The organism is Rhizobium sp. ZW T2_16 (genome assembly GCF_044987325.1).
Lineage (GTDB): Bacteria > Pseudomonadota > Alphaproteobacteria > Rhizobiales > Rhizobiaceae > Neorhizobium > Neorhizobium cellulosilyticum.
In genome coordinates, this window is record NZ_JBJDRG010000004.1 from 53,758 (window position 1) to 72,018 (window position 18,261).

Here is an 18,261-nt window from a genome sequence, read left to right on the forward strand (position 1 = left end):
TTTCCGGCGACATGAAGGTCAGGACGAACGGCTCATTGTTCGATCATCTTGTTCCAGCGGCTGTTCCATTCGGCGCGCTTGGCATTGATCGCATCCCAATCAAGAACGACGGCAGTCTTCATGTAGGTCTGGAATGCATCAAGCTTCACCTTGCCTTCCGGCGTCGAGGCAACAGCTTTCGGGTTGGACGGGTAGACATCGCCCGCATCGAGCGCCGCGGACTGCGCATCGGCCGACAGCAGATAGGCTGCAAGCTTCTGCGTCAGTTCCGGCTCGTTGTTCTTGGCGATCGTGCAGGCCGTGTACATCAGCACCACGGAGCCTTCCTTCGGCTGAGCGTATTCGACCGGAATACTCTGGGCCTTGAGTGTGCTGACCGCCGTCGGGGTCAGCGGGAAGATGGCCGCTTCGCCTGCTTGGGTCATTTCGGAAATCTTCGCCGAGCTCGGAATATATTCGAGCACGTTCTTGCCGATCGTCTCGCCGAACTTCGTGAAGCCCGGTTCGACATTGGTTTCGTCACCGCCCTGGATGCGGTTGAACATCAGGAAGGCGTGCAGGCCGAAGGACGAGGCGGATGCCGACTGGAAGACCACCTTGTCGGCAAATTTCGGATCGGCAAAATCCATCCAAGAGGTCGGGGCGGCCCAGCCGTTATCGGCAAACAGCTTGGTGTTATAGGCGATCCCGGTCATGCCCATGTTGACACCGACGGCCATGTCGTCCTTCATCCGGGCTGCCTTATCAACTTCGGCAAGCTCCGGGCTTTCCTTGAGTTTTTCGCAAAGGCCGAGGCCGATGGCGCGATACATGATGCCATCGTCGAGGAACATCAGGTTCATCTGCGGCGCATCCTTTGCAGCGGTCGCCTTGGCGAGAATATCGCTGGATGTGCCCGGCACGACGACAATCTTCACGTCATTGGCCTTTTCGAAGGCCGGGAAGACAGCCTGGGTGAACGTGCGTTCCAGATTGCCGCCGTTCATCCCGACATAAAGGGTTTTGGTTTCGGCATGGGCCGAACCGGTAACGGTCAGGCATGCGATGCTGGCGGCGAGTGCCGCATGGATGGATTTCATCATTCACGTTCCCCTTGATTGAGGGCTCTGCGGTGGAGCGCCGGCGCCCGAGCCCTTGGCGGCGTCGACGAAGAAGCGAGTGATCGAAAAGGCATCGATCGGTGTGGTCGTCTTACCCGTGGTAATCAGCTCGGCGATGACTTCGCCGACACCCGGCGCGATCTGGAAACCAGCACCGGAAAAACCGAAGGCATGGATCAGCCCGGATGTAGTGCCGCTTTGACCGATCACCGGGTTCTTGTCCGGCATCGCCCCTTCCGTTCCCGACCAGAACCGGATTGCATGGGCATGTTTCAGCGACGGGAAAAGCCGCGCTGCGCGTTGCATCACTGTCGTGACGCCGACATCCGTCGGGCGGGAAAAATCGGCATTGTCCGCGCGGGCAACTCCCCGCTGGCCGCCGATAACGCAATTGCCGCGCTCTACCTGCCGAGCATAGACCTCGCCGCCCTCTACGCCGGTATTGACGGTCATGAACACTTTCATCGGCTCGGTGACGATCATCGACGGATAGATCCGGCCGAGCGGCACGCCCTCCCCGAAAATGTCGGCAAACGGCCCCGCCCAGGCACCGGCGGCATTGACCAGATGCGTAGCGCGGATAGCCGGTACACCCTGCGCCTCGACGAGAAACCCTTCGGCTTCCTTCGAAACGCCAAGCACCGGCGTCTGTTCGTAAATTTCGGCGCCCGCCCGCCTTGCGGCGGCGGCAAAGCCGGCAGACACGAGGCGCGGATTGGCCTGCCCATCATCGGCTGAAAACGAAGCGCCGACCGCGATATCGCGATCGATCCACGGGAAGCGCTCGGCAAGGGCATTGGCGCCAAGCAGTTCAAGCTTCAGGTCGCTCGATGCAGCGCCTCTGGCATAGGCTTCGAGCGAGGCCATTTCCGCCTCGTTGCGGGCAAGTTTCAGCTGACCGGTGCGGCGAAACTCGCCATCGATGCCGATCAACTGCCTGAGCTTCGGCCAGATCGCATGGGCGCGCTGCGCCAGCGGCAATTGCTCGACCGGGCGGCCCTGGCGGCGCACGCCGCCGTAGTTGACGCCGCTCGCCTGCGCGCCACAGAACCCGCGTTCCAGCAAGGCAACCGAAAGGCCCATCTGCCTCAAGGCCAGCGCTGCGGAACAACCGACAAGACCGCCACCGATGATCGCGACATCGACCTTCATTCCGCAGCCTCCCCAGTGATTGAGGGCGCGATCGCGGAGTAGGACATGGGCAGCGGCTTGACCGGCGCCTGTCCGCGCAGGCGACCTACGGCCGAAATAGGCCGGCCGGTCGAGGCGGCGAGCAGTTCGGCAGCAGCCGAACCGCAGACACGGCCCTGGCAACGTCCCATGCCGACCCGGCTTACCGCCTTCAGCCTGTTCATCTCGACAATGCCGAAATGATCGGTGACGTCACGAATGGCCGAAACATCAATCTCCTCGCAACGACAGACCATCGTGTCGCCCGGAAGGTCGGCGATCCAGTGCGACGGGAAAGGAAAGGATTGTTCGAGAATGGTGCGGAAAGCAAAGATCCTGCGCAGTTCTTTTTCAAGCACGCCTGCCCGACGCGGATCGACGGCAAGGCCGCGGTCTTCGATCAACGATAGCGCTGCCCTCTCACCGGACATCTCCGCGGCATCGGCGCCGGCAATGCCGGATCCGTCACCGGCAAGATAGACCCCGGCGACACTGGAGCGGCGAGCGGCATCCGTTTGCGGCAGGAAAACGCGATCCCGTTCGTTGAAGGCGAACCGGCAGTCGGCGAGATCGGCAAGCTGTGTTTCCGGCTTCAGCCCGAGCCCAAAGCCCGCACCATCGCAGGCCAGATGCCGGCGTTTGCCGCGCACCTCGAAGGAGACGCCCTCGATGCGGCTCGTCCCCTCGAAGCGAAGTTTGTTGATGCCGTAGTGGAAGGCGACACCCTTCATCATCATTTCGACAACGAAGCGCGTGCCGCGCAGGACGATGGCGGGGAAGCTCGGCAGGGCCTTCATCATTGCCATTTGCGCGGTGAGCGGTGCGGCGTCCAGCACCGCCGCCACCTTCACCCCGGCTTTCATATATTGCCAAGCGACGAGATAAAGCAGCGGTCCAGTGCCGGCAAAGACGACGCGCGAACCGATGACGCAACCCTGCGCCTTCAAGGCGATCTGCGAGCCACCAAGCGAAAATACGCCGGGCAAGGTCCAGCCGGGAACCGGCAGAATGCGGTCCATCGCTCCGGTCGCAAGGATCAGCCCATCATGGGCGAGCCGGCGATGCCCGCCATTCGTCGCCACATCGGCAATGCCGTCCGACAGGTTCCAGACCAGCGTGTTGGGCAGATAATCGATCTTGCCCTGCAGCCCGGCGAATTCTCCATGCAGCCGCTCGGCTTTGGGCGCTTCCGAGCCATACCGCGCTTTAGCATCGCGACCATCCGGCACGAAAGGCTGGCGATAGATCTGTCCACCACAGGCCGGCGCTTCGTCGACGACGATCGGCCGAATCCCCACCGCGACAAGCGTGGCCGCGGCACGAATACCGGCTGGGCCGGCTCCGACGATGAGAGGTTGGGCACGATCTTTTACAGCGTCACTCATGCGGCCTCTCCCGCCCCGGTGATCGCTTGGGTGATCACCTGCATGCCTTCCACGAGCGGGGTGGAACAGGCACGCACCCGCCCACCGCTTGTGAGTGTGACCCAGCAATCCTGGCAAGCCGACATCTGGCAGAAACCTGCCCGCGGCTCATGGCTGAAATCGCTGGGCCTGAGCCGTTCATCGATGGTGAGGATGGCGCTGAGCAGCGTGTCACCGCGCCGTCCCTCGCAAGGTTTGCCGTTCAGCGAAAAGCTGATCGGAACTTCATTCTGTCGCGCAACGCGATGCAGGAGCGGCATTTTCGTTCACTTCTGCCCGACAAGAATACGGTCCAGTCCGAACGCCCGGTCGAGCACGAGCATGGCGATACCGGTCAGGGCGATCATCAGCGCGGAAACGGCTGCCATCATCGGATCGATGGATTCCGTCGCGTACATGTACATCCTGACCGGCAACGTGACGGTCTGGGGTGAGGTGACGAAGATCGACATGGTCAATTCGTCGAAACTGTTGATGAAGGCGAGCAGCCAACCGCCGGTAATGCCGGGCAGGATCATCGGCACGGTAATCCGCCGGAACACCGTGAGCGGCCCGGCACCGAGCGTCAGCGCCGCCTGTTCAGCATTGCGGTCGATGCCTGTGAGCGCCGCCATCACCAGCCGCAGCACATAGGGCGTGACGATAACGACATGGCTTGCCACCAGCCACCCAAAGCTGCCCGTTGCGCCGATCAGCGTGAATAGCCTCAAAAGAGCGACTCCGAGAACCAAATGCGGAATGATCAGCGGCGACAGGAACAGGCCATTGAGAAAACCGCGTCCCGGAAACTCGTAGCGGGAGATCGCGATGCCGGCCGGAAGCGAGATCAGCACGGCGATCGTTGCCGCGAGCGTTGCCAGCCACAGGCTATTGTAGAAAGATGCCATGAAGTCCGGATGGACAAACACGGCCTTGAACCACCGCAGCGAAAACTCGGTCGTCGGGATGGTGAGCGTGCTGTCGGGCGTGAAAGCGACCAGACAGATGATCACCAGAGGCGCCAGCATGAAGCATACGACGAGCGTGTGAAAGATGAGGGCGCTTGGTCCGTTGCGATCCATATTCCGCCCCCTCAGCCCAGAACCTTGCGCGCCTTGGCTTCGATCATCCGGTTGTAGGCCAGCATGATCAGAAGGTTGGCGACAAGAACGATGAAAGCGATGGCAGCGCCGAGCGGCCAGTTCAGCTCGTGCATGTATTCGTCATAGACGACGGTCGCCGCCATTTTCAGCCGCCGCCCGCCGAGCAGGCCAGGAATGGCGAAAGAGCTTGCCGAAAGGCCGAAAACGATCAGGCTGCCGGAAAGAACGCCGAGCGAAATCTGCGGCAGGATGATCCGTCGCACTGCAGTAAAGCGCGAAGCGCCAAGCGACCATGCGGCCGGTTCAAGCCCAGGATCGAGCTTCTGGATCGCCGTCCAGACCGGGATGATCATGAACGGCAGCATCACATGCACCAGCGCGATCACGATCGCTGCCTCGCTGTAGAGAATGCGAACCGGGCCAAGACCGAGCATGATGCTGGCTTTGGAGATCAACCCCGTCGAACCGAGCAGCATGCTCCAGCCGAAGGAGCGCACAACGACCGAAACCAGCAGCGGGCCTATGATGACGAGCAGGAAGATCGACCGCCACGGGTTCCACATCCGAGACAGGATATAGGCTTCCGGCACACCGATCACGATGCACAGAACCGTCGTAATCAGGGCGATCCTCAGCGTCCGCAAGAAGATCGAGAGGAAATAGGGATCGGAGAGAACCGTCGTGTAGTTCGACAGCGTGTAGCTGTCGAGCACACCTATATTGAAATCATAGGCATGAAAGGAAAGGACCGCGGTCAGCGTCAGCGGCAGAACCACCATGCCGAGGAAGAAGATCAGGCCGGGGAAAGACAGGAACCACGGCGTCGAGGATGTCTGCGCCGTCATGCGTCAATCCTCGAAGTCTCCCGCGTCCGGGCCGAGACACGCGCGCTTTCCGGCGACCAAGAGAGCCCAACGGGCTGCCCCTGGGATGCAGGCAATGAGCCATCCGTATTCGGCCAGGAAACGATGATCTGGCCGACCGCCGTATCGACGTTGAACAGCCAGTGGCTGCCGAAAAAGAACCTTGCACTGACCACTCCGTGCAGATGCCCCTGGCCCGCGGGTACGATGGTAATCCGCTCGGGGCGAAGCGACAGGATGGCCGGCTCGCCCTCTGTGGCGGGACAGTCCGTCGCCGGCAGGATGACGCCGGAAGACTGGATGCCAAGCCTGAGTGCTATACCGGGAATATTGTTCATCTTGCCAATGAAGGAGGAGATGAACTCCGTCGCCGGATGATCATAAACTGCCGCCGGCACATCCGCCTGCGTCATCTTTCCGTGTTCCATGACAACCACACGGTCGCTGATCGACAGCGCCTCTCCCTGGTCATGGGTCACCATGATCGTCGTCGTGCCGACCGTCTGCTGGATGCGCCGAAGCTCGAACTGCATTTCCTCGCGCAGTTTGGCATCCAGATTGGACAACGGCTCGTCGAGCAGCAGCACCGGCGGTTCGATGACGAGGGCACGAGCGATTGCGACGCGCTGCCGCTGGCCGCCGGAAAGCTGGCGCGGATAACGATCGGCAAATTGGTCGAGTTTGACCAGCGCCAGCGCTTCGGCCACCCGCCGATCGCGCGCGGCTCTGCCGACTTTGCGCATTTCCAGCCCGAAGCTGACATTCTGCGCCACCGTCATATGCGGAAAGAGCGCATAGGTCTGGAATACGATGCCGAGCCCGCGGCGGTTCGGTTTCTCGCGGGTGATCTCGCGCCCGTCGAGCATGACCGAGCCGGCCGATGGTTCGGCCAGCCCTGCAATCATCTGCAGCGTCGTGGTCTTGCCGCAGCCGGAAGGCCCCAGAAGCGATACGAATTCGCCCTTGCTGACTTCCAGATTGACCGCATCGACAGCGGTGAAATTGCCATAGATTTTCGACAGCGAATTGAGCGTCAGAAAGCTCATGTCCACTCCAGTTGCGCCAGTTTTCGCGCTTTCTCTAATTTCGTTCCCAGGCGAAGGAGACAGTAGAAAACTGCCTATGGTCAATGAAAAATTCCAATTAGGAAAATTATCATTGAAATATTCCATTATATGAAATTTATGGAAGATCAGCCCAATCCGGATTACATTTAATGGATGAAGACACTCGCCAGATCTCAAGCGCAAGGCGCACGCTGATCATCCTCAAGGCGCTTGGCGCGGCAGATGCCGCCGGGGTGCGGCTGATAGATGTGGCAAAGGAAGTGGGTTGCAACCAGCCGACAGCCCATCGCGCCATGCAGGATCTGGTCGCCGAAGGGTTCGTCGAACAGGTGTCCGGCGGCAAACGCTACCGCCTCAGTCTCGAATTTTTCGTGCTGGCGGCCCGCGCCGGACGCTCCGACGGATTGCGCGAACTGGCCAGACCGGCACTGCTTCGCCTGTCGTCAACCCTGACGGACACGATCTTCCTGCTCGTGCGAAGCGGTTATGATGCGGTCTGCCTGGACCGTGTCGAAGGCCCCTTCCCGATCCGCTCCTTCACCGGCGACATCGGCGGCAAGGTGCCACTCGGCATCGGCCAAGGCAGCACCGCCATTCTCGCCAACCTGCCGGAAGCGGAAAGAGAAGCCGTTATCCGGTTCAATATGCCGCGTCTGCTCGATCGCAGCCATCTCGACGAGGCAAGCTTCCGACTTCTTCTCGCCAATGCCCGCGAACAGGGTTTCGTCAGCTTTAATGCGGGTCTCATTCCGGGCATGGCGGGCGTCGCCGTTCCCGTCTGCGACGCAAACGGTACGGTGGTCGCGGCCTTGAGCGTCGGTACGCTTGCCGAACGCGCCGAAGGCGAGAGATTGCAGGCGATGGTGGATATTCTCTCGGCCGAGGCTCGCGAACTCGGTCGCCGGATCAATCCATTCGACCCAGCCCTGCGCTCACCGTCACGTAGCCTGAGCTATGTCCAGGCGCAGAACCGACTTCGGTAGTTGGACTTGTTTCGCGACATTGCCCCTAGCGATAGAGTTAAGTCGGCTTCGACAGAGCTCTCCTGTTCCGATCATGTAAAACGTAACAAGGCTTGTGGCCTGACACGAGCGCCCCGAGCAGTTCGCGCCAATTATATCAGTGACGGCTTTTTGCCGTTTCTTGGGCTTCGGCGAAGCCCGCTAGTATTCATTCGCCTTGTTCGCCGTTGAGAGCCGTTCGACTAATCGGCAGGGCAAGCGGCGGGTTCCAGGTTCAATAGCCTCACCTCTGGTAATGCTCAGCATGGCCAAGCCCGCCTGCCGGCCAAGTTCCATGAGTTCCATGTCGACAGTGGTCAAGGGCGGGCGGGTTTGCCGCGAAATGACCTCCCAATTATCGAAGCCGACGACGGATATGTCCCTCGGCACAAGAATACCACGATCACGCAGAGCATCGATGACGCCTCTGGCGATCTCGTCGTTGCCGCAAAAGATGCCGTCGGGCAATTGGTCTCCGTCTGAAACCAGCCGGGCTATTGCCTCATGTCCCCACTCCTCGGACCAGTCTCCGAACATCGGTTCGCGACAGGCTTCGGCAAAATTGCAAAACGCGGCTGCGCGCAGTCTGGCAGCCAGATAGTCTTTCGGACCGGTGATATGAAGGATGCGCGAGCAGCCGGATTTCCTCAAGCGCTCCATCGCCAGGCGTGCGCCATGCTCATCGTCGGGCACGAAACTGACGCTCCCCGGAGGACCTTCGGCAAAGGCGTATATCACCGGAATAGGCAGTGCCAGGAGCTCCCGAGGTTGCTCGAGATCCAGTCGCGTTGCGGTGAAGATGATGCCGTCGACCTGCTTGTCGAGAAGCGCCTGAAGGTGAAGCTGTGCAAGACGGGGGTTGTTGTTGGTGGCGCAGAGAAAAACTGACACGCCCTGATCGACCAAAACTTCCGAGACGCCTGCCCCCATGGGAAGCGTGAGCCGCCCGTATGTATCATTGGTCAGCATGCCGATCGTGGAACTGCGCTTGCTCTGCAGGCTTCGCGCCAGTGCATTGGGCCTGAAACCGACTTCCTGGGCAATCCTGTTGATGCGTTCGCTTGTTTCAGCGTTGACACGGCCAACACCGTTCAGTGCGTTTGAGGCCGTGGACAAGCTGACACCAGCCGCCTTCGCGACATCGCGCAGTGTTCGTTTTCGATGAGAAATAGGCTTTAACATTCCGCAAGAATGATCTTGCAAAAACGATTTCTCAAGCGTTTTCAGACGTGCAAAAACGTTTTTGCAAAAATCGAATTCAAAATTGTCGACAGGCAAAAAAATCCGCCCTACCGTTTGTTCACGTCCATCGGGAAACTGCGACGAACAATAGAAAAAGGGAACCGTGATGCATAAAGCTAGCCTTGCGCTCGCAGCAATTACGTTTGCTGCGACAACCTCTTTTGCTGCCGCCGAGGAAGTCAATCTCTGGGTTCGCACCTCGTCCGGCGCTGTCTTGCAGTCGCTTGCCGAGCAGTACAACGCCAAGCACGATGACAAGATCATCGTCACCCAGATCACGGCGGAACAGATGGTGCCAAAGCTCGGCGCCGCCATCGCCGGCGGATCACCGCCGGAAGGCGCGGTTCTGGATCTGATCTACCTGCCGACATTTGCCGCCAACGAGAGCCTCGAAGACATTACTGACTTCGTGAAGGGGCTGCCTTATGCAAACGCGCTCAGCCCGTCTCATGTTCGTTTAGCCACCTATGATGACAAGATCTACGGCGTCCCCGCCTTGCCTGACGCGTCGATCATCGCTTGGAATATCGACCTTTTCGAAAAAGCAGGCCTTGATCCTAACAAGGCGCCAGCTTCTCTGACGGAAATTGCGGAAGACGCGAATAAGGTTCGCGCACTCGGATCCGATACCTACGGATTCTATTTCGTCGCGAATTCCGGAAGCTGGCTGATCTACGATTTCCTGCCCCACCTCTGGGCGGCCGGCGCGGATATTCTCAGCCAGGACGGCCGTGAGGCGACGGTCGATACACCTGCCATGCGGGAAACGATCGCGGCCTATCGCGACATGTGGACGGCTGGCGCCATTCATCCGACATCGCGCTCCGGCAACGGCAACAACGCGGTGGAGGCATTTGCCTCCGGAAAAGTCGGCGTGCTGATGACCGGCTCCTACATCGTCAATCTTCTGACGGCCAAATATCCGGATGTTAAATTCAACGTTGCTCCCATTCCCGGACCGAAGGATGGCGCTTCCAGCTTTGCCGGTGGTGACACCCTGGCACTGATTGCCGGCATCAGCGAGGAAAAGAAGAAGGTTCTGCTCGACTTCGTCAATTTCTACATGCAGCCGGAACAGCAGGTGTTCATCACCAAGGAATCCGGCATGCCATCGCGCACCGATCTCGCAGCGGATGCCTATGCCCAGTTCGACAAGCGAAACCTTGTTTCCTACGAGATCCTGACGAAGGCACGCACGCCTTATACCTTCTCCTCCGATGAGCTTTTCGTCAGCCGGACCGGCCCTTTCCTGAACCTTGTCCAGTCGAGCATATTCGATGGCAATGTGGATGCAGCCATCTCGAAGGCGCAGGATGACTTTACCAAGATTCTCGAGCGGACAAATCCCTGACGCATGAGCGAGCAGGCAGCCGAAATCTGCCTGCTCCACCATCAGCATCGATAGCCTGATAGAATGACGACGAGGATTGAATGGTAGAGACCACACTGCCGAGCGCGGTCGCGCGCCCTGTCTCAGCCTTCGGCGGCAGCCGCGAACCGCATGGCTGGCTGGGCCTGTTTTTCATCGCGCCAAGTATGGTGTTCATCATCGGATTGTTCGTCATCCCGCTTTTGATGACCGTATGGATGAGCTTCTATCACTGGCCGCTTCTGGGGCGGAAAAAGTTCATCGGCCTGGAAAACTACGCGGAACTTCTGGGCGACAGCCAACTCTGGTCCTCACTGGGATTTACCCTTCTCTACACGCTGCTGGTTACCGCAGCGATCATGGCAGTGGCTTTTCCGCTCGCTTTGCTGGTCGACCGCCCGCTCCGTAGCGCCGGTTTTTTCCGCACGATCTATTTCATGCCCGTCGTCATCGGCTTCGGTGCCGCCTCGACGCTTTGGACATGGTTGCTCAACCCTGACAACGGCGTTTTTTCCCGCCTGTTTCTCAGCCTCGGCGTTGTTGATGCATCACCTCGGCCGCTCGATAGTTTTTGGCCGGCGCTCGCCGTTATTATTCTGATGGTCGTGTGGAAGACAGCAGGTTTCACCATGGTCATCCTGCTCACCGGATTGCAGAGCATACCCGCCGAGGTCATCGAGGCTGCCAAGATCGACGGCGCCAGTGTCTTCAGCCGCTTTCGCCGCATCACCCTGCCTCTGATGCGCAACTCGCTGCTTCTGGCACTGATCCTCAACATCACATCCTCGATGCTCGCTTTCGATCAGTTCTTCATCATCACCCAGGGCGGCCCCGGCAACAGCACGATCTCCGCCGTCTTCTCCATATACCTGGCATCCTTCTCGTCCTATCGGCTGGGTTACGGATCCGCCCTCTCCTTCGCACTGCTGGTGGTTCTCGTTGCCATCAGCTCCATCCAGCTCAGCTTCATGCGCCACCGCCCGGAGGAAGGCCGATGACACATGCGAATGTTGCAGCCGGCAGGCCGTTTTCGGAGCGAATCGGACACGTCACCTTCCTTCTGGTATCCCTGCTTTTGGCAATCATCTTCCTGATGCCGATTGTCTGGTCCGTGGCCAATTCCTTCAAACCGGCGGCGGAAGCGCTCGCCAATCCAGTCGCGCTTTTCTCGAAGGCCTTTTCGCTGGAGAATTATCGGCGGCTGGAAGATGTCGGCGCCGGCTGGCAGATCTATGCAATGAATTCGCTGCTGATCGCGGCCGGCACGATCATCCTCACCATACTGGTGTCGGTGCCTGCCGGTTACGGTTTCTCGAAATTCCGCTTTCCGGGTCAATCTCTGATCTTCGTTCTGGTCATGGCCACGATGATGATCCCGTTCCAGTCCATCCTGACCCCGCTGTTTCTCATCCTGAAGTTTTTGGGTCTGCAGAACAGCTTGTTCGGACTGGTCCTCGTTTACACGACATTCCAGTTGCCATTTTCGATCTTCATGATGCGCAACGCCTTTGATGCGATCCCCGCCGCGCTGGTGGAAGCGGCACGCATCGACGGTGCCTCGCAATGGACGCTGCTGCGGCGCATCCTGATGCCATTGGCACTGCCCGGTGTCGCAACCGTTGCGATGTTCGCCTTCCTCAATTCCTGGAACGAGTTCCTCGCAGCGCTGATCTTCATCTCGGATCAGAACAAGTTCACCCTGCCGATCATGCTCGTGAACGTGTCCTCCGGCATCTATGGGATCATCGATTGGGGAGCACTGCAGGCTGGCATCACCGTCACCATGATCCCCTGCATCCTGCTCTTCCTCGCCCTTCAACGCTACTACGTGCGCGGCCTCACCGCCGGCGCCGTCAAATAAGCCGCAGAACACTGCAAAAGGAGCTTTTATGTCGTCCTCCCTGAAGAAGCCGACTAACGCCGCCGCACGCCATTTCGACAGGCTCGTACCGATCGAGCATCACCGCGTGGCTTTTCCGGACGGGTTCTGGAAAAGCTGGTCGGAGACCGTTCGGAAGACCACCATCCCGACGCAGCATAAGCGGCTTGAGGAGGAAGGTTTTCTCGAAGTGCTGGACTTCGACAAGCCACCGGCACCGCTTGCGCGCCCGATCCAGCCAAGCGGGCTTTCGATGCAGCATTTCTTCGATTCCGATTTCGGCAAGTGGATCGAGGCCGCGAGCTACACCCTGAAAAACGCCCCTAATGCCGAACTCGAAGCACAGATCGACGCGATCGTCGAAAAGCTCGAACAGGGGCAAATGGAAGACGGCTATCTCAACAGCTGGTTCATTCGCCGCGAGCCTGACAAGCGCTGGACCAATCTGCGCGACCTGCACGAAATGTATTCGATGGGCCATCTGCTGGAAGGTGCCGTCGCCTATTACGAGGCGACCGGCAAGCACCGCTTCCTCGACGTGATGATCCACGCCGTAGATCACATCGACGCGACCTTCGGCTCGGAGCCGGGCAAGCTGCGCGGCTATGACGCCCATGAGGAAATCGAGCTGGCTCTGGTCAAGCTCTATCGGATCACAAAAGATCCCCGGCACCTTAAGCTTGCGGCCTATTTCATCGACGAGCGCGGCCAGATACCATCCTACTATGACGAGGAAGCACGGCTTCGCGGTGAGAATCCGGCTGATTATGTCTACAAGACCTACGCCTACAGCCAGGCACATCGGCCGGTGCGCGAGCAGTCGCAGGTCGTCGGTCACGCGGTGCGGGCCATGTATCTGTTCTCGGCCATGACCGATCTCGCCCATGAAAACGACGACCCGACCCTGAAACAGGCCTGCGACCGGCTTTTCGACAATCTCACGAGCCGCCAGCTCTATGTGACGGGCGGGCTTGGGCCATCCGCCTCCAATGAAGGCTTTACCCGCGAATACGACCTGCCGAACGAAACCGCCTATGCGGAAACCTGCGCCGCGGTAGCGCTCGGATTCTGGAGCCATCGCATGGCCCAGATCGATCTCGACGCAAAATTCACCGATGCGTTGGAGACGGTGCTCTTCAACGGCGCGCTTTCCGGCATATCCCGCGATGGCGAGCATTATTTCTATGAAAACGTGCTGGAAAGCCATGGTCAGCACCGCCGCTGGAAGTGGCATTATTGCCCTTGCTGCCCGACCAATATCGCCCGCATGATCACCTCGCTCGGCCAATATTTCTATTCAGGCAAGGCCGAGGAACTCGCGGTTCATCTCTACGGCGCAAACACGGCCGAACTGGATCTTGGAAATACCTATCTTCGCCTGAAACAAGAAACTCTCTATCCCTGGGATGGCGATGTCAGGATCCAGCTAGGCCTATCCCGGCAAGCGGACTTTACCATCAGGTTTCGTATCCCCGGTTGGTGCCGCAGTTGGACAATCAGCATCAACGGCGTGACCCTTGATGCCGACGGCATTGTCGAAAAAGGGTATGCGACGATCCGCCGATCCTGGGCGGATGGCGATGAAATCAGGCTGTCCTTCGACATGCCGGTCGAGCGGCTTTACGCCCATCCGGCAGTGGGCGAAGATGCGGACCGGGTTGCACTGAAGCGCGGGCCTGTCGTCTATTGCGTCGAAGAAACAGATATCGGCATGGAGCCGCAACGGCTTCGCCTGTCCGCTTCCGGCACGATCGAAGCACGGTTCGATCCGGAGCTACTCGGTGGTGCAGTCGTGCTGGAGGGGGAAGCCCTGGAAGCGCAGGTGGAGGATTGGAAGGCAGGGCTTTATCGCAACAGCCCCGCCGCCTTCAGGCCGCGGCGCTTCAAGGCCATCCCTTACCATCTCTGGGCCAATCGTGACGCAGGCGCGATGCAGGTCTGGCTGGCGGAACGATAGGAGAAACACATGGCGCGTCTGGAACTTCGCAATGTCACCAAATCCTACGGTATCTATGAGGCTGTCCGTGGCATCGACCTGAATATAAAGGACAAGGAATTCGTCGTCTTCGTCGGGCCTTCTGGATGCGGCAAGTCGACCACGCTCCGGATGATCGCCGGGCTTGAACATATAAGCGGCGGCGAGATCGTCATCGACGATCAGGTCGTCAACCGTCTTGGGCCAGGTAAGCGCGATATCGCCATGGTGTTTCAGAACTATGCGCTCTATCCGCATATGACGGTTCGTGACAACATCGCCTTTTGCCTCGAACAACAGCGCCTGTCGAAAGGCGAGATCGACAAGCGGATCGCGCAGGCTGCCGAGACGCTCCATATCACCGAACTTCTGGAGCGACGGCCGGGCCAGCTGTCCGGCGGCCAGAGGCAGCGCGTCGCAATGGGCCGCGCCATCGTCCGAGATCCGAAGGTTTTTCTCTTCGATGAGCCTCTGTCCAATCTCGACGCAAAATTGCGGGTGAAAATGAGGACGGAGATCAAACGGCTGCACAATCTGCTGCCGACGACGACCGTTTACGTGACGCATGACCAGATCGAAGCCATGACCATGGCCGACCGGGTCGTGGTGATGAACAAGGGGCTGGTAGAGCAACAGGGCGTGCCGCAGGAACTCTATTTCAACCCGGTGAGCAAATTCGTTGCCGGTTTCATCGGATCGCCATCGATGAATTTTCTGCCCGCGAAACTCGTTACGGAGGGAACAGGCCTCTTTGTGGAGTTGAAGGACGGAACCCGTCTTGCCATTCCGGAAGCCAGGAGATCCCGGTTCGCTTCCGCCGGCGGAAAAGACGTCACGTTCGGTATTCGCCCCGAAGCCATTTCCGGCAGCCAGGAGCGGCCCGGCTGGGTACCTTTCCATGCCAATGTCGAACTGGTCGAACCGCTTGGGTCGACCAACATGGTCTATTTCAACGTTGCCGGAGACATATGTTGCGCCAGCCTCGATAGTGAAATTCCGGTTACAGCCGGAGCAATGCTGCCGGTCTCCATCAACATGAACCAGATGCATCTCTTTGATCGGGAAACGGAACACTCGCTACTTTGCGGGAAACCGGCATAAGTTCAAGGGACAGCGGACAGGGAAAATTTCCGTGCCCACTGCCACTGACCAAGCACTATTGGAGCGAAACGCACCGCTCCCCGTTTTCGTCGAAGACATGCAGGTGTTGCGGCGGGAAACTGACATGGACCATGGGACCCGCCGAGAGCGCGGCACGATCAAGCGTAAACACCTTGAAGGCCAGACCGTGCAGCGACAGGTGCAGGATGATACCGAAGCCGGTCGGCTCGACAAGATCGACGCTCGCCGCCATGCCGGCGCCCTCCCCGCCCATCACCACGTGCTCGGGCCGGACGCCAACCGTCACTCTTGCGCCATCGTCAAGCGATAGCGGCGCCGGGAGGGCAACCACGGTTCCATCCTTCAGCGTCACATTGCCGTTGGAATAGATCGCGTCGAGAAAGTTCATGCCCGGCGAGCCTATGAAACCGGCAACAAAGAGGTTGGCGGGACGGTCGTACAGCTCCAGCGGAGCCCCCACCTGCTGGACCACCCCGCCATGCATGGCAACGATCCGGTCCGCCAAGGTCATCGCCTCGATCTGGTCGTGGGTGACATAGATCGAGGTGGCCTTGAGGTCGCCATGCATTTTCTTGATTTCGGCCCGCATCTGCTCGCGCAGGCGGGCATCGAGGTTCGACAACGGTTCGTCGAACAGAAACGCCTTCGGCTGGCGCACGATGGCGCGGCCCATGGCGACGCGCTGACGCTGACCACCGGAGAGTGCCTTCGGTCGGCGGTCGAGCAGCGGATCGAGCCCGAGTTTGGATGCGGCACTGGCAACAGCAGCGGCGATCTTTTCCTTGGCCGTTTTACGGAGCTTCAGGCTGTAGCTCATGTTGCCGGCGACATTCATGTGCGGATAAAGCGCATAGGACTGGAACACCATGGCGATGTCGCGGTCCTTCGGATGCAGCTCGTTGACGCGCTTCCCGTCGATGCGCATCTCACCGCCGGTAACTCCTTCCAGCCCCGCAATCATGCGCAACAGCGTAGACTTGCCGCAGCCGGACGGGCCGACCAGCACGACGAACTCGCCGTCCTTGATCTGCAAATCGACGTCGTGCAGCACCTGCACATGGCCATAAGCCTTTTTGACGTTCTGGATATCGATCGATGCCATGGTATTACCCCTTGACCGCGCCGGCCGTCAGGCCCTGGACGAGGTAGCGCTGTATGAGCAGGAAGAAGAGAGCCGCCGGGATGAGCGCGAGCACGCCTGCCGCCATCATCTGCCCGAAATCCACCGAGAATTTGGAAACGAACGTCAACAGCCCGACCGGGAAGGTCGCGGCATTGTTGCCGTTGATCAGCATCAGCGCGAACAGAAGCTCGCTCCATGCGGCGGTGAAGACGAAACCGAGTGTGGCGGCGATGCCGGGCAAGGTCAGCGGCAGGATGATTTCCCGAAACGCCGTGAATTTTGTGGCGCCGTCGATCATCGCCGCTTCTTCGAGATCCTTTGGGATACCGTCGAAGAAGGACTGCATCAGAAAGGTCGCGAAGGGCACGTTGAAGGCGGTGTAGACGACGATCAAGCCTGTCAGGCTGTTGGTGAGACCGAGTGGCGTGAGGATCTTGAAGATCGGCGCCACCAGCATGACCAGTGGAAACATCTGGGTCAGCAGCATCAGGGCCACGATCCAGTATTTGGCGCGAAAATTGAAACGGGAGAGCGCATAACCGGACAGTGACGCGCAGATGGTGACGATGATCGCCGTCGAGCCGGAGACGATCAGGCTGTTCTTGAAAAAGGTCGGAAAGGCGCTGTGCTGCAGCACGAAGGAATAATGTTCCCACGTGGTCCGCGACGGCCACATGCGCACGCCTTCGGAATAAAGAAGGTCGTTGGGCGTAACCGAGACCTTCAGCAGCCAGAACAGCGGGAAGAGTGCGAAGACGATATAACCGAGTAGCGCCAGACGATGCGCGATGGTCGGAAGAAGCGACGTTTTCATGGCCCTCACCCCTTGTTCAGCAATGTCTGCCGCAGCAGGATGATCAACATCGAATAGGCCAGAAGCAGCACCAGCAGCACCAGCGCGATGGCCGAGGCATAACCGAAATCGAGCGCCTTGAAGGCCTGGGTGAAGATGTAGCTGGCGACGATCTGGGTGCGGTCGGCAGGTCCCCCGCCGGTCATGACGACGATCAGGTCGGCGAAGTTGGAAATCCACACGGTGCGCAGCAGAACGGTGATGGCGATGGTCGGCGCCAGGAATGGCAGCGTGATCGACCAGAAACGCTGGAACCACGAGGCGCCATCGATGGAGGCGGCTTCATAAAGATCGCGCGGGATCGATTGCAGTGCGGCCAGAAGCGTGATGGCGAAAAAGGGAATGCCCCACCAGACATTGGCGATGATCGGTCCCCACATCGCATATTGCGGATCGGACAAGATATTGCCGGGCTGGCTCATCAGGCCGAGATCGAACAGCCAGTGCGGGATCGGCCCGATGACCGGATTGAACAGCCATGCCCAGTTGAGACCGGCCAAGAAGGAAGGCACCGCCCACGGCAGAAATACCAGCGCCTGCACAAGGCCACGTCCCATGAACGGCTTGTCGAGCAAAAGTGCCAGAATGAGGCCGAAGGTAAATTGCAGGAACACGGAGGCGCCCGTCCACCACAGCGTGTTTTTCAACGCCGTATAAAACGCCCTGTCCTTCGACAGCGTCTCGAAATGTTCGAGCCCGATGAACCCGCCGGAAAACGGATTGAGCAGCTGGATATCGCGAAAGGCATAGGAAATGCCGATGACAAGCGGCACCAGCATGACGACGCTAATGAGGATCAGCGCCGGCGCGCTGTAGAGATAAGGCTCCGAGGCATCGGCAAGGCGCTTTTGCCACGGCCTGCGATCCTGGCGACGATCATAGACGTCGGCGGTCATGGACATCAGACAGTTTCCCGTTTGAGGCGCAAGGTTTGCGCCGTCATTTCAAAAGAAGGCGGGGTGGCGGCGCGGTTTTGCTCGCGCCGCCACGG

General features: G+C 59.5%; 17 protein-coding genes. 6 read left to right on the forward strand and 11 right to left on the reverse strand.

All coding sequences use genetic code 11. The features are described from left to right. Nucleotides 1-32: 32 nt before the first annotated feature. Genes ACI3K0_RS13175 through ACI3K0_RS13205 form a run of 7 tightly spaced genes read right to left on the reverse strand, consistent with a single transcriptional unit; the run spans nt 33 to nt 6,685 of the window. A complete protein-coding gene (locus tag ACI3K0_RS13175; RefSeq protein WP_404945521.1) occupies nt 33-1,079 on the reverse strand; it encodes an ABC transporter substrate-binding protein in 1,047 nt (348 codons plus the stop codon). Nucleotides 1,080-1,082: 3 nt separating this feature from the next. Then, nucleotides 1,083-2,252 (reverse strand): FAD-binding oxidoreductase, encoded by a 1,170-nt coding sequence (locus ACI3K0_RS13180; RefSeq protein WP_206827745.1) that lies wholly within the window; start codon nt 2,250-2,252, stop codon nt 1,083-1,085. Continuing rightward, the gene (locus ACI3K0_RS13185; RefSeq protein ID WP_206827747.1) at nt 2,249-3,655 is read right to left on the reverse strand and encodes an FAD-dependent oxidoreductase; all 1,407 of its coding nucleotides are present in this window, start codon (nt 3,653-3,655) and stop codon (nt 2,249-2,251) included. Before ACI3K0_RS13185 ends, ACI3K0_RS13180 begins: the two co-directional genes overlap by 4 nt. Continuing rightward, nucleotides 3,652-3,954: a (2Fe-2S)-binding protein gene (locus tag ACI3K0_RS13190; protein ID WP_148144727.1), complete on the reverse strand. Its 303-nt coding sequence runs from the start codon at nt 3,952-3,954 to the stop codon at nt 3,652-3,654. The genes ACI3K0_RS13185 and ACI3K0_RS13190 overlap by 4 nt, the downstream gene beginning before the upstream one ends. A gap of 6 nt (nt 3,955-3,960) precedes the next feature. Further along, the gene (locus ACI3K0_RS13195; RefSeq protein ID WP_206827749.1) at nt 3,961-4,755 is read right to left on the reverse strand and encodes an ABC transporter permease; all 795 of its coding nucleotides are present in this window, start codon (nt 4,753-4,755) and stop codon (nt 3,961-3,963) included. A gap of 11 nt (nt 4,756-4,766) precedes the next feature. Further along, a complete protein-coding gene (locus ACI3K0_RS13200; protein ID WP_148144725.1) occupies nt 4,767-5,621 on the reverse strand; it encodes an ABC transporter permease in 855 nt (284 codons plus the stop codon). Next, nucleotides 5,618-6,685, reverse strand: coding sequence for an ABC transporter ATP-binding protein (locus tag ACI3K0_RS13205; RefSeq protein ID WP_206827751.1), 1,068 nt, complete (start codon nt 6,683-6,685; stop codon nt 5,618-5,620). Before ACI3K0_RS13205 ends, ACI3K0_RS13200 begins: the two co-directional genes overlap by 4 nt. 170 nt (nt 6,686-6,855) lie before the next feature. Between ACI3K0_RS13205 and ACI3K0_RS13210 the strand changes: the two genes are divergently transcribed. Next, nucleotides 6,856-7,689 (forward strand): IclR family transcriptional regulator, encoded by an 834-nt coding sequence (locus ACI3K0_RS13210; RefSeq protein WP_206827753.1) that lies wholly within the window; start codon nt 6,856-6,858, stop codon nt 7,687-7,689. A 180-nt stretch (nt 7,690-7,869) separates the two neighbouring features. On the opposite strand, the gene ACI3K0_RS13215 is transcribed toward ACI3K0_RS13210, so the two are convergent. After that, a complete protein-coding gene (locus tag ACI3K0_RS13215) occupies nt 7,870-8,889 on the reverse strand; it encodes a LacI family DNA-binding transcriptional regulator (protein WP_404945522.1) in 1,020 nt (339 codons plus the stop codon). A gap of 166 nt (nt 8,890-9,055) precedes the next feature. On the opposite strand from ACI3K0_RS13215, the gene ACI3K0_RS13220 reads away from it, so the two are divergent. The 5 genes from ACI3K0_RS13220 to ACI3K0_RS13240 all read left to right on the forward strand — a co-directional run bounded on the left by ACI3K0_RS13220 (nt 9,056) and on the right by ACI3K0_RS13240 (nt 15,273). Next, nucleotides 9,056-10,300 (forward strand): extracellular solute-binding protein, encoded by a 1,245-nt coding sequence (locus tag ACI3K0_RS13220; RefSeq protein ID WP_404945399.1) that lies wholly within the window; start codon nt 9,056-9,058, stop codon nt 10,298-10,300. Between the two features lie 80 nt (nt 10,301-10,380). Further along, nucleotides 10,381-11,316: a carbohydrate ABC transporter permease gene (locus tag ACI3K0_RS13225; RefSeq protein ID WP_404945400.1), complete on the forward strand. Its 936-nt coding sequence runs from the start codon at nt 10,381-10,383 to the stop codon at nt 11,314-11,316. Then, the gene (locus ACI3K0_RS13230; protein WP_148144720.1) at nt 11,313-12,179 is read left to right on the forward strand and encodes a carbohydrate ABC transporter permease; all 867 of its coding nucleotides are present in this window, start codon (nt 11,313-11,315) and stop codon (nt 12,177-12,179) included. Before ACI3K0_RS13225 ends, ACI3K0_RS13230 begins: the two co-directional genes overlap by 4 nt. Before the next feature lie 28 nt (nt 12,180-12,207). Further along, nucleotides 12,208-14,154 (forward strand): glycoside hydrolase family 127 protein, encoded by a 1,947-nt coding sequence (locus tag ACI3K0_RS13235; protein ID WP_404945401.1) that lies wholly within the window; start codon nt 12,208-12,210, stop codon nt 14,152-14,154. A 9-nt stretch (nt 14,155-14,163) separates the two neighbouring features. Further along, a complete protein-coding gene (locus ACI3K0_RS13240) occupies nt 14,164-15,273 on the forward strand; it encodes an ABC transporter ATP-binding protein (protein WP_404945402.1) in 1,110 nt (369 codons plus the stop codon). A 55-nt stretch (nt 15,274-15,328) separates the two neighbouring features. On the opposite strand, the gene ACI3K0_RS13245 is transcribed toward ACI3K0_RS13240, so the two are convergent. The 3 genes from ACI3K0_RS13245 to ACI3K0_RS13255 are packed head-to-tail and all read right to left on the reverse strand — an operon-like array spanning nt 15,329 to nt 18,172. Next, nucleotides 15,329-16,396, reverse strand: coding sequence for an ABC transporter ATP-binding protein (locus tag ACI3K0_RS13245; protein WP_206827766.1), 1,068 nt, complete (start codon nt 16,394-16,396; stop codon nt 15,329-15,331). 4 nt (nt 16,397-16,400) lie between these two features. Then, entirely contained in the window at nt 16,401-17,231 is an 831-nt protein-coding gene (locus tag ACI3K0_RS13250) for a carbohydrate ABC transporter permease (RefSeq protein WP_148144716.1), read from the reverse strand. Between the two features lie 5 nt (nt 17,232-17,236). Then, nucleotides 17,237-18,172 (reverse strand): carbohydrate ABC transporter permease, encoded by a 936-nt coding sequence (locus ACI3K0_RS13255; protein WP_148144715.1) that lies wholly within the window; start codon nt 18,170-18,172, stop codon nt 17,237-17,239. Nucleotides 18,173-18,261 lie beyond the last annotated feature (89 nt).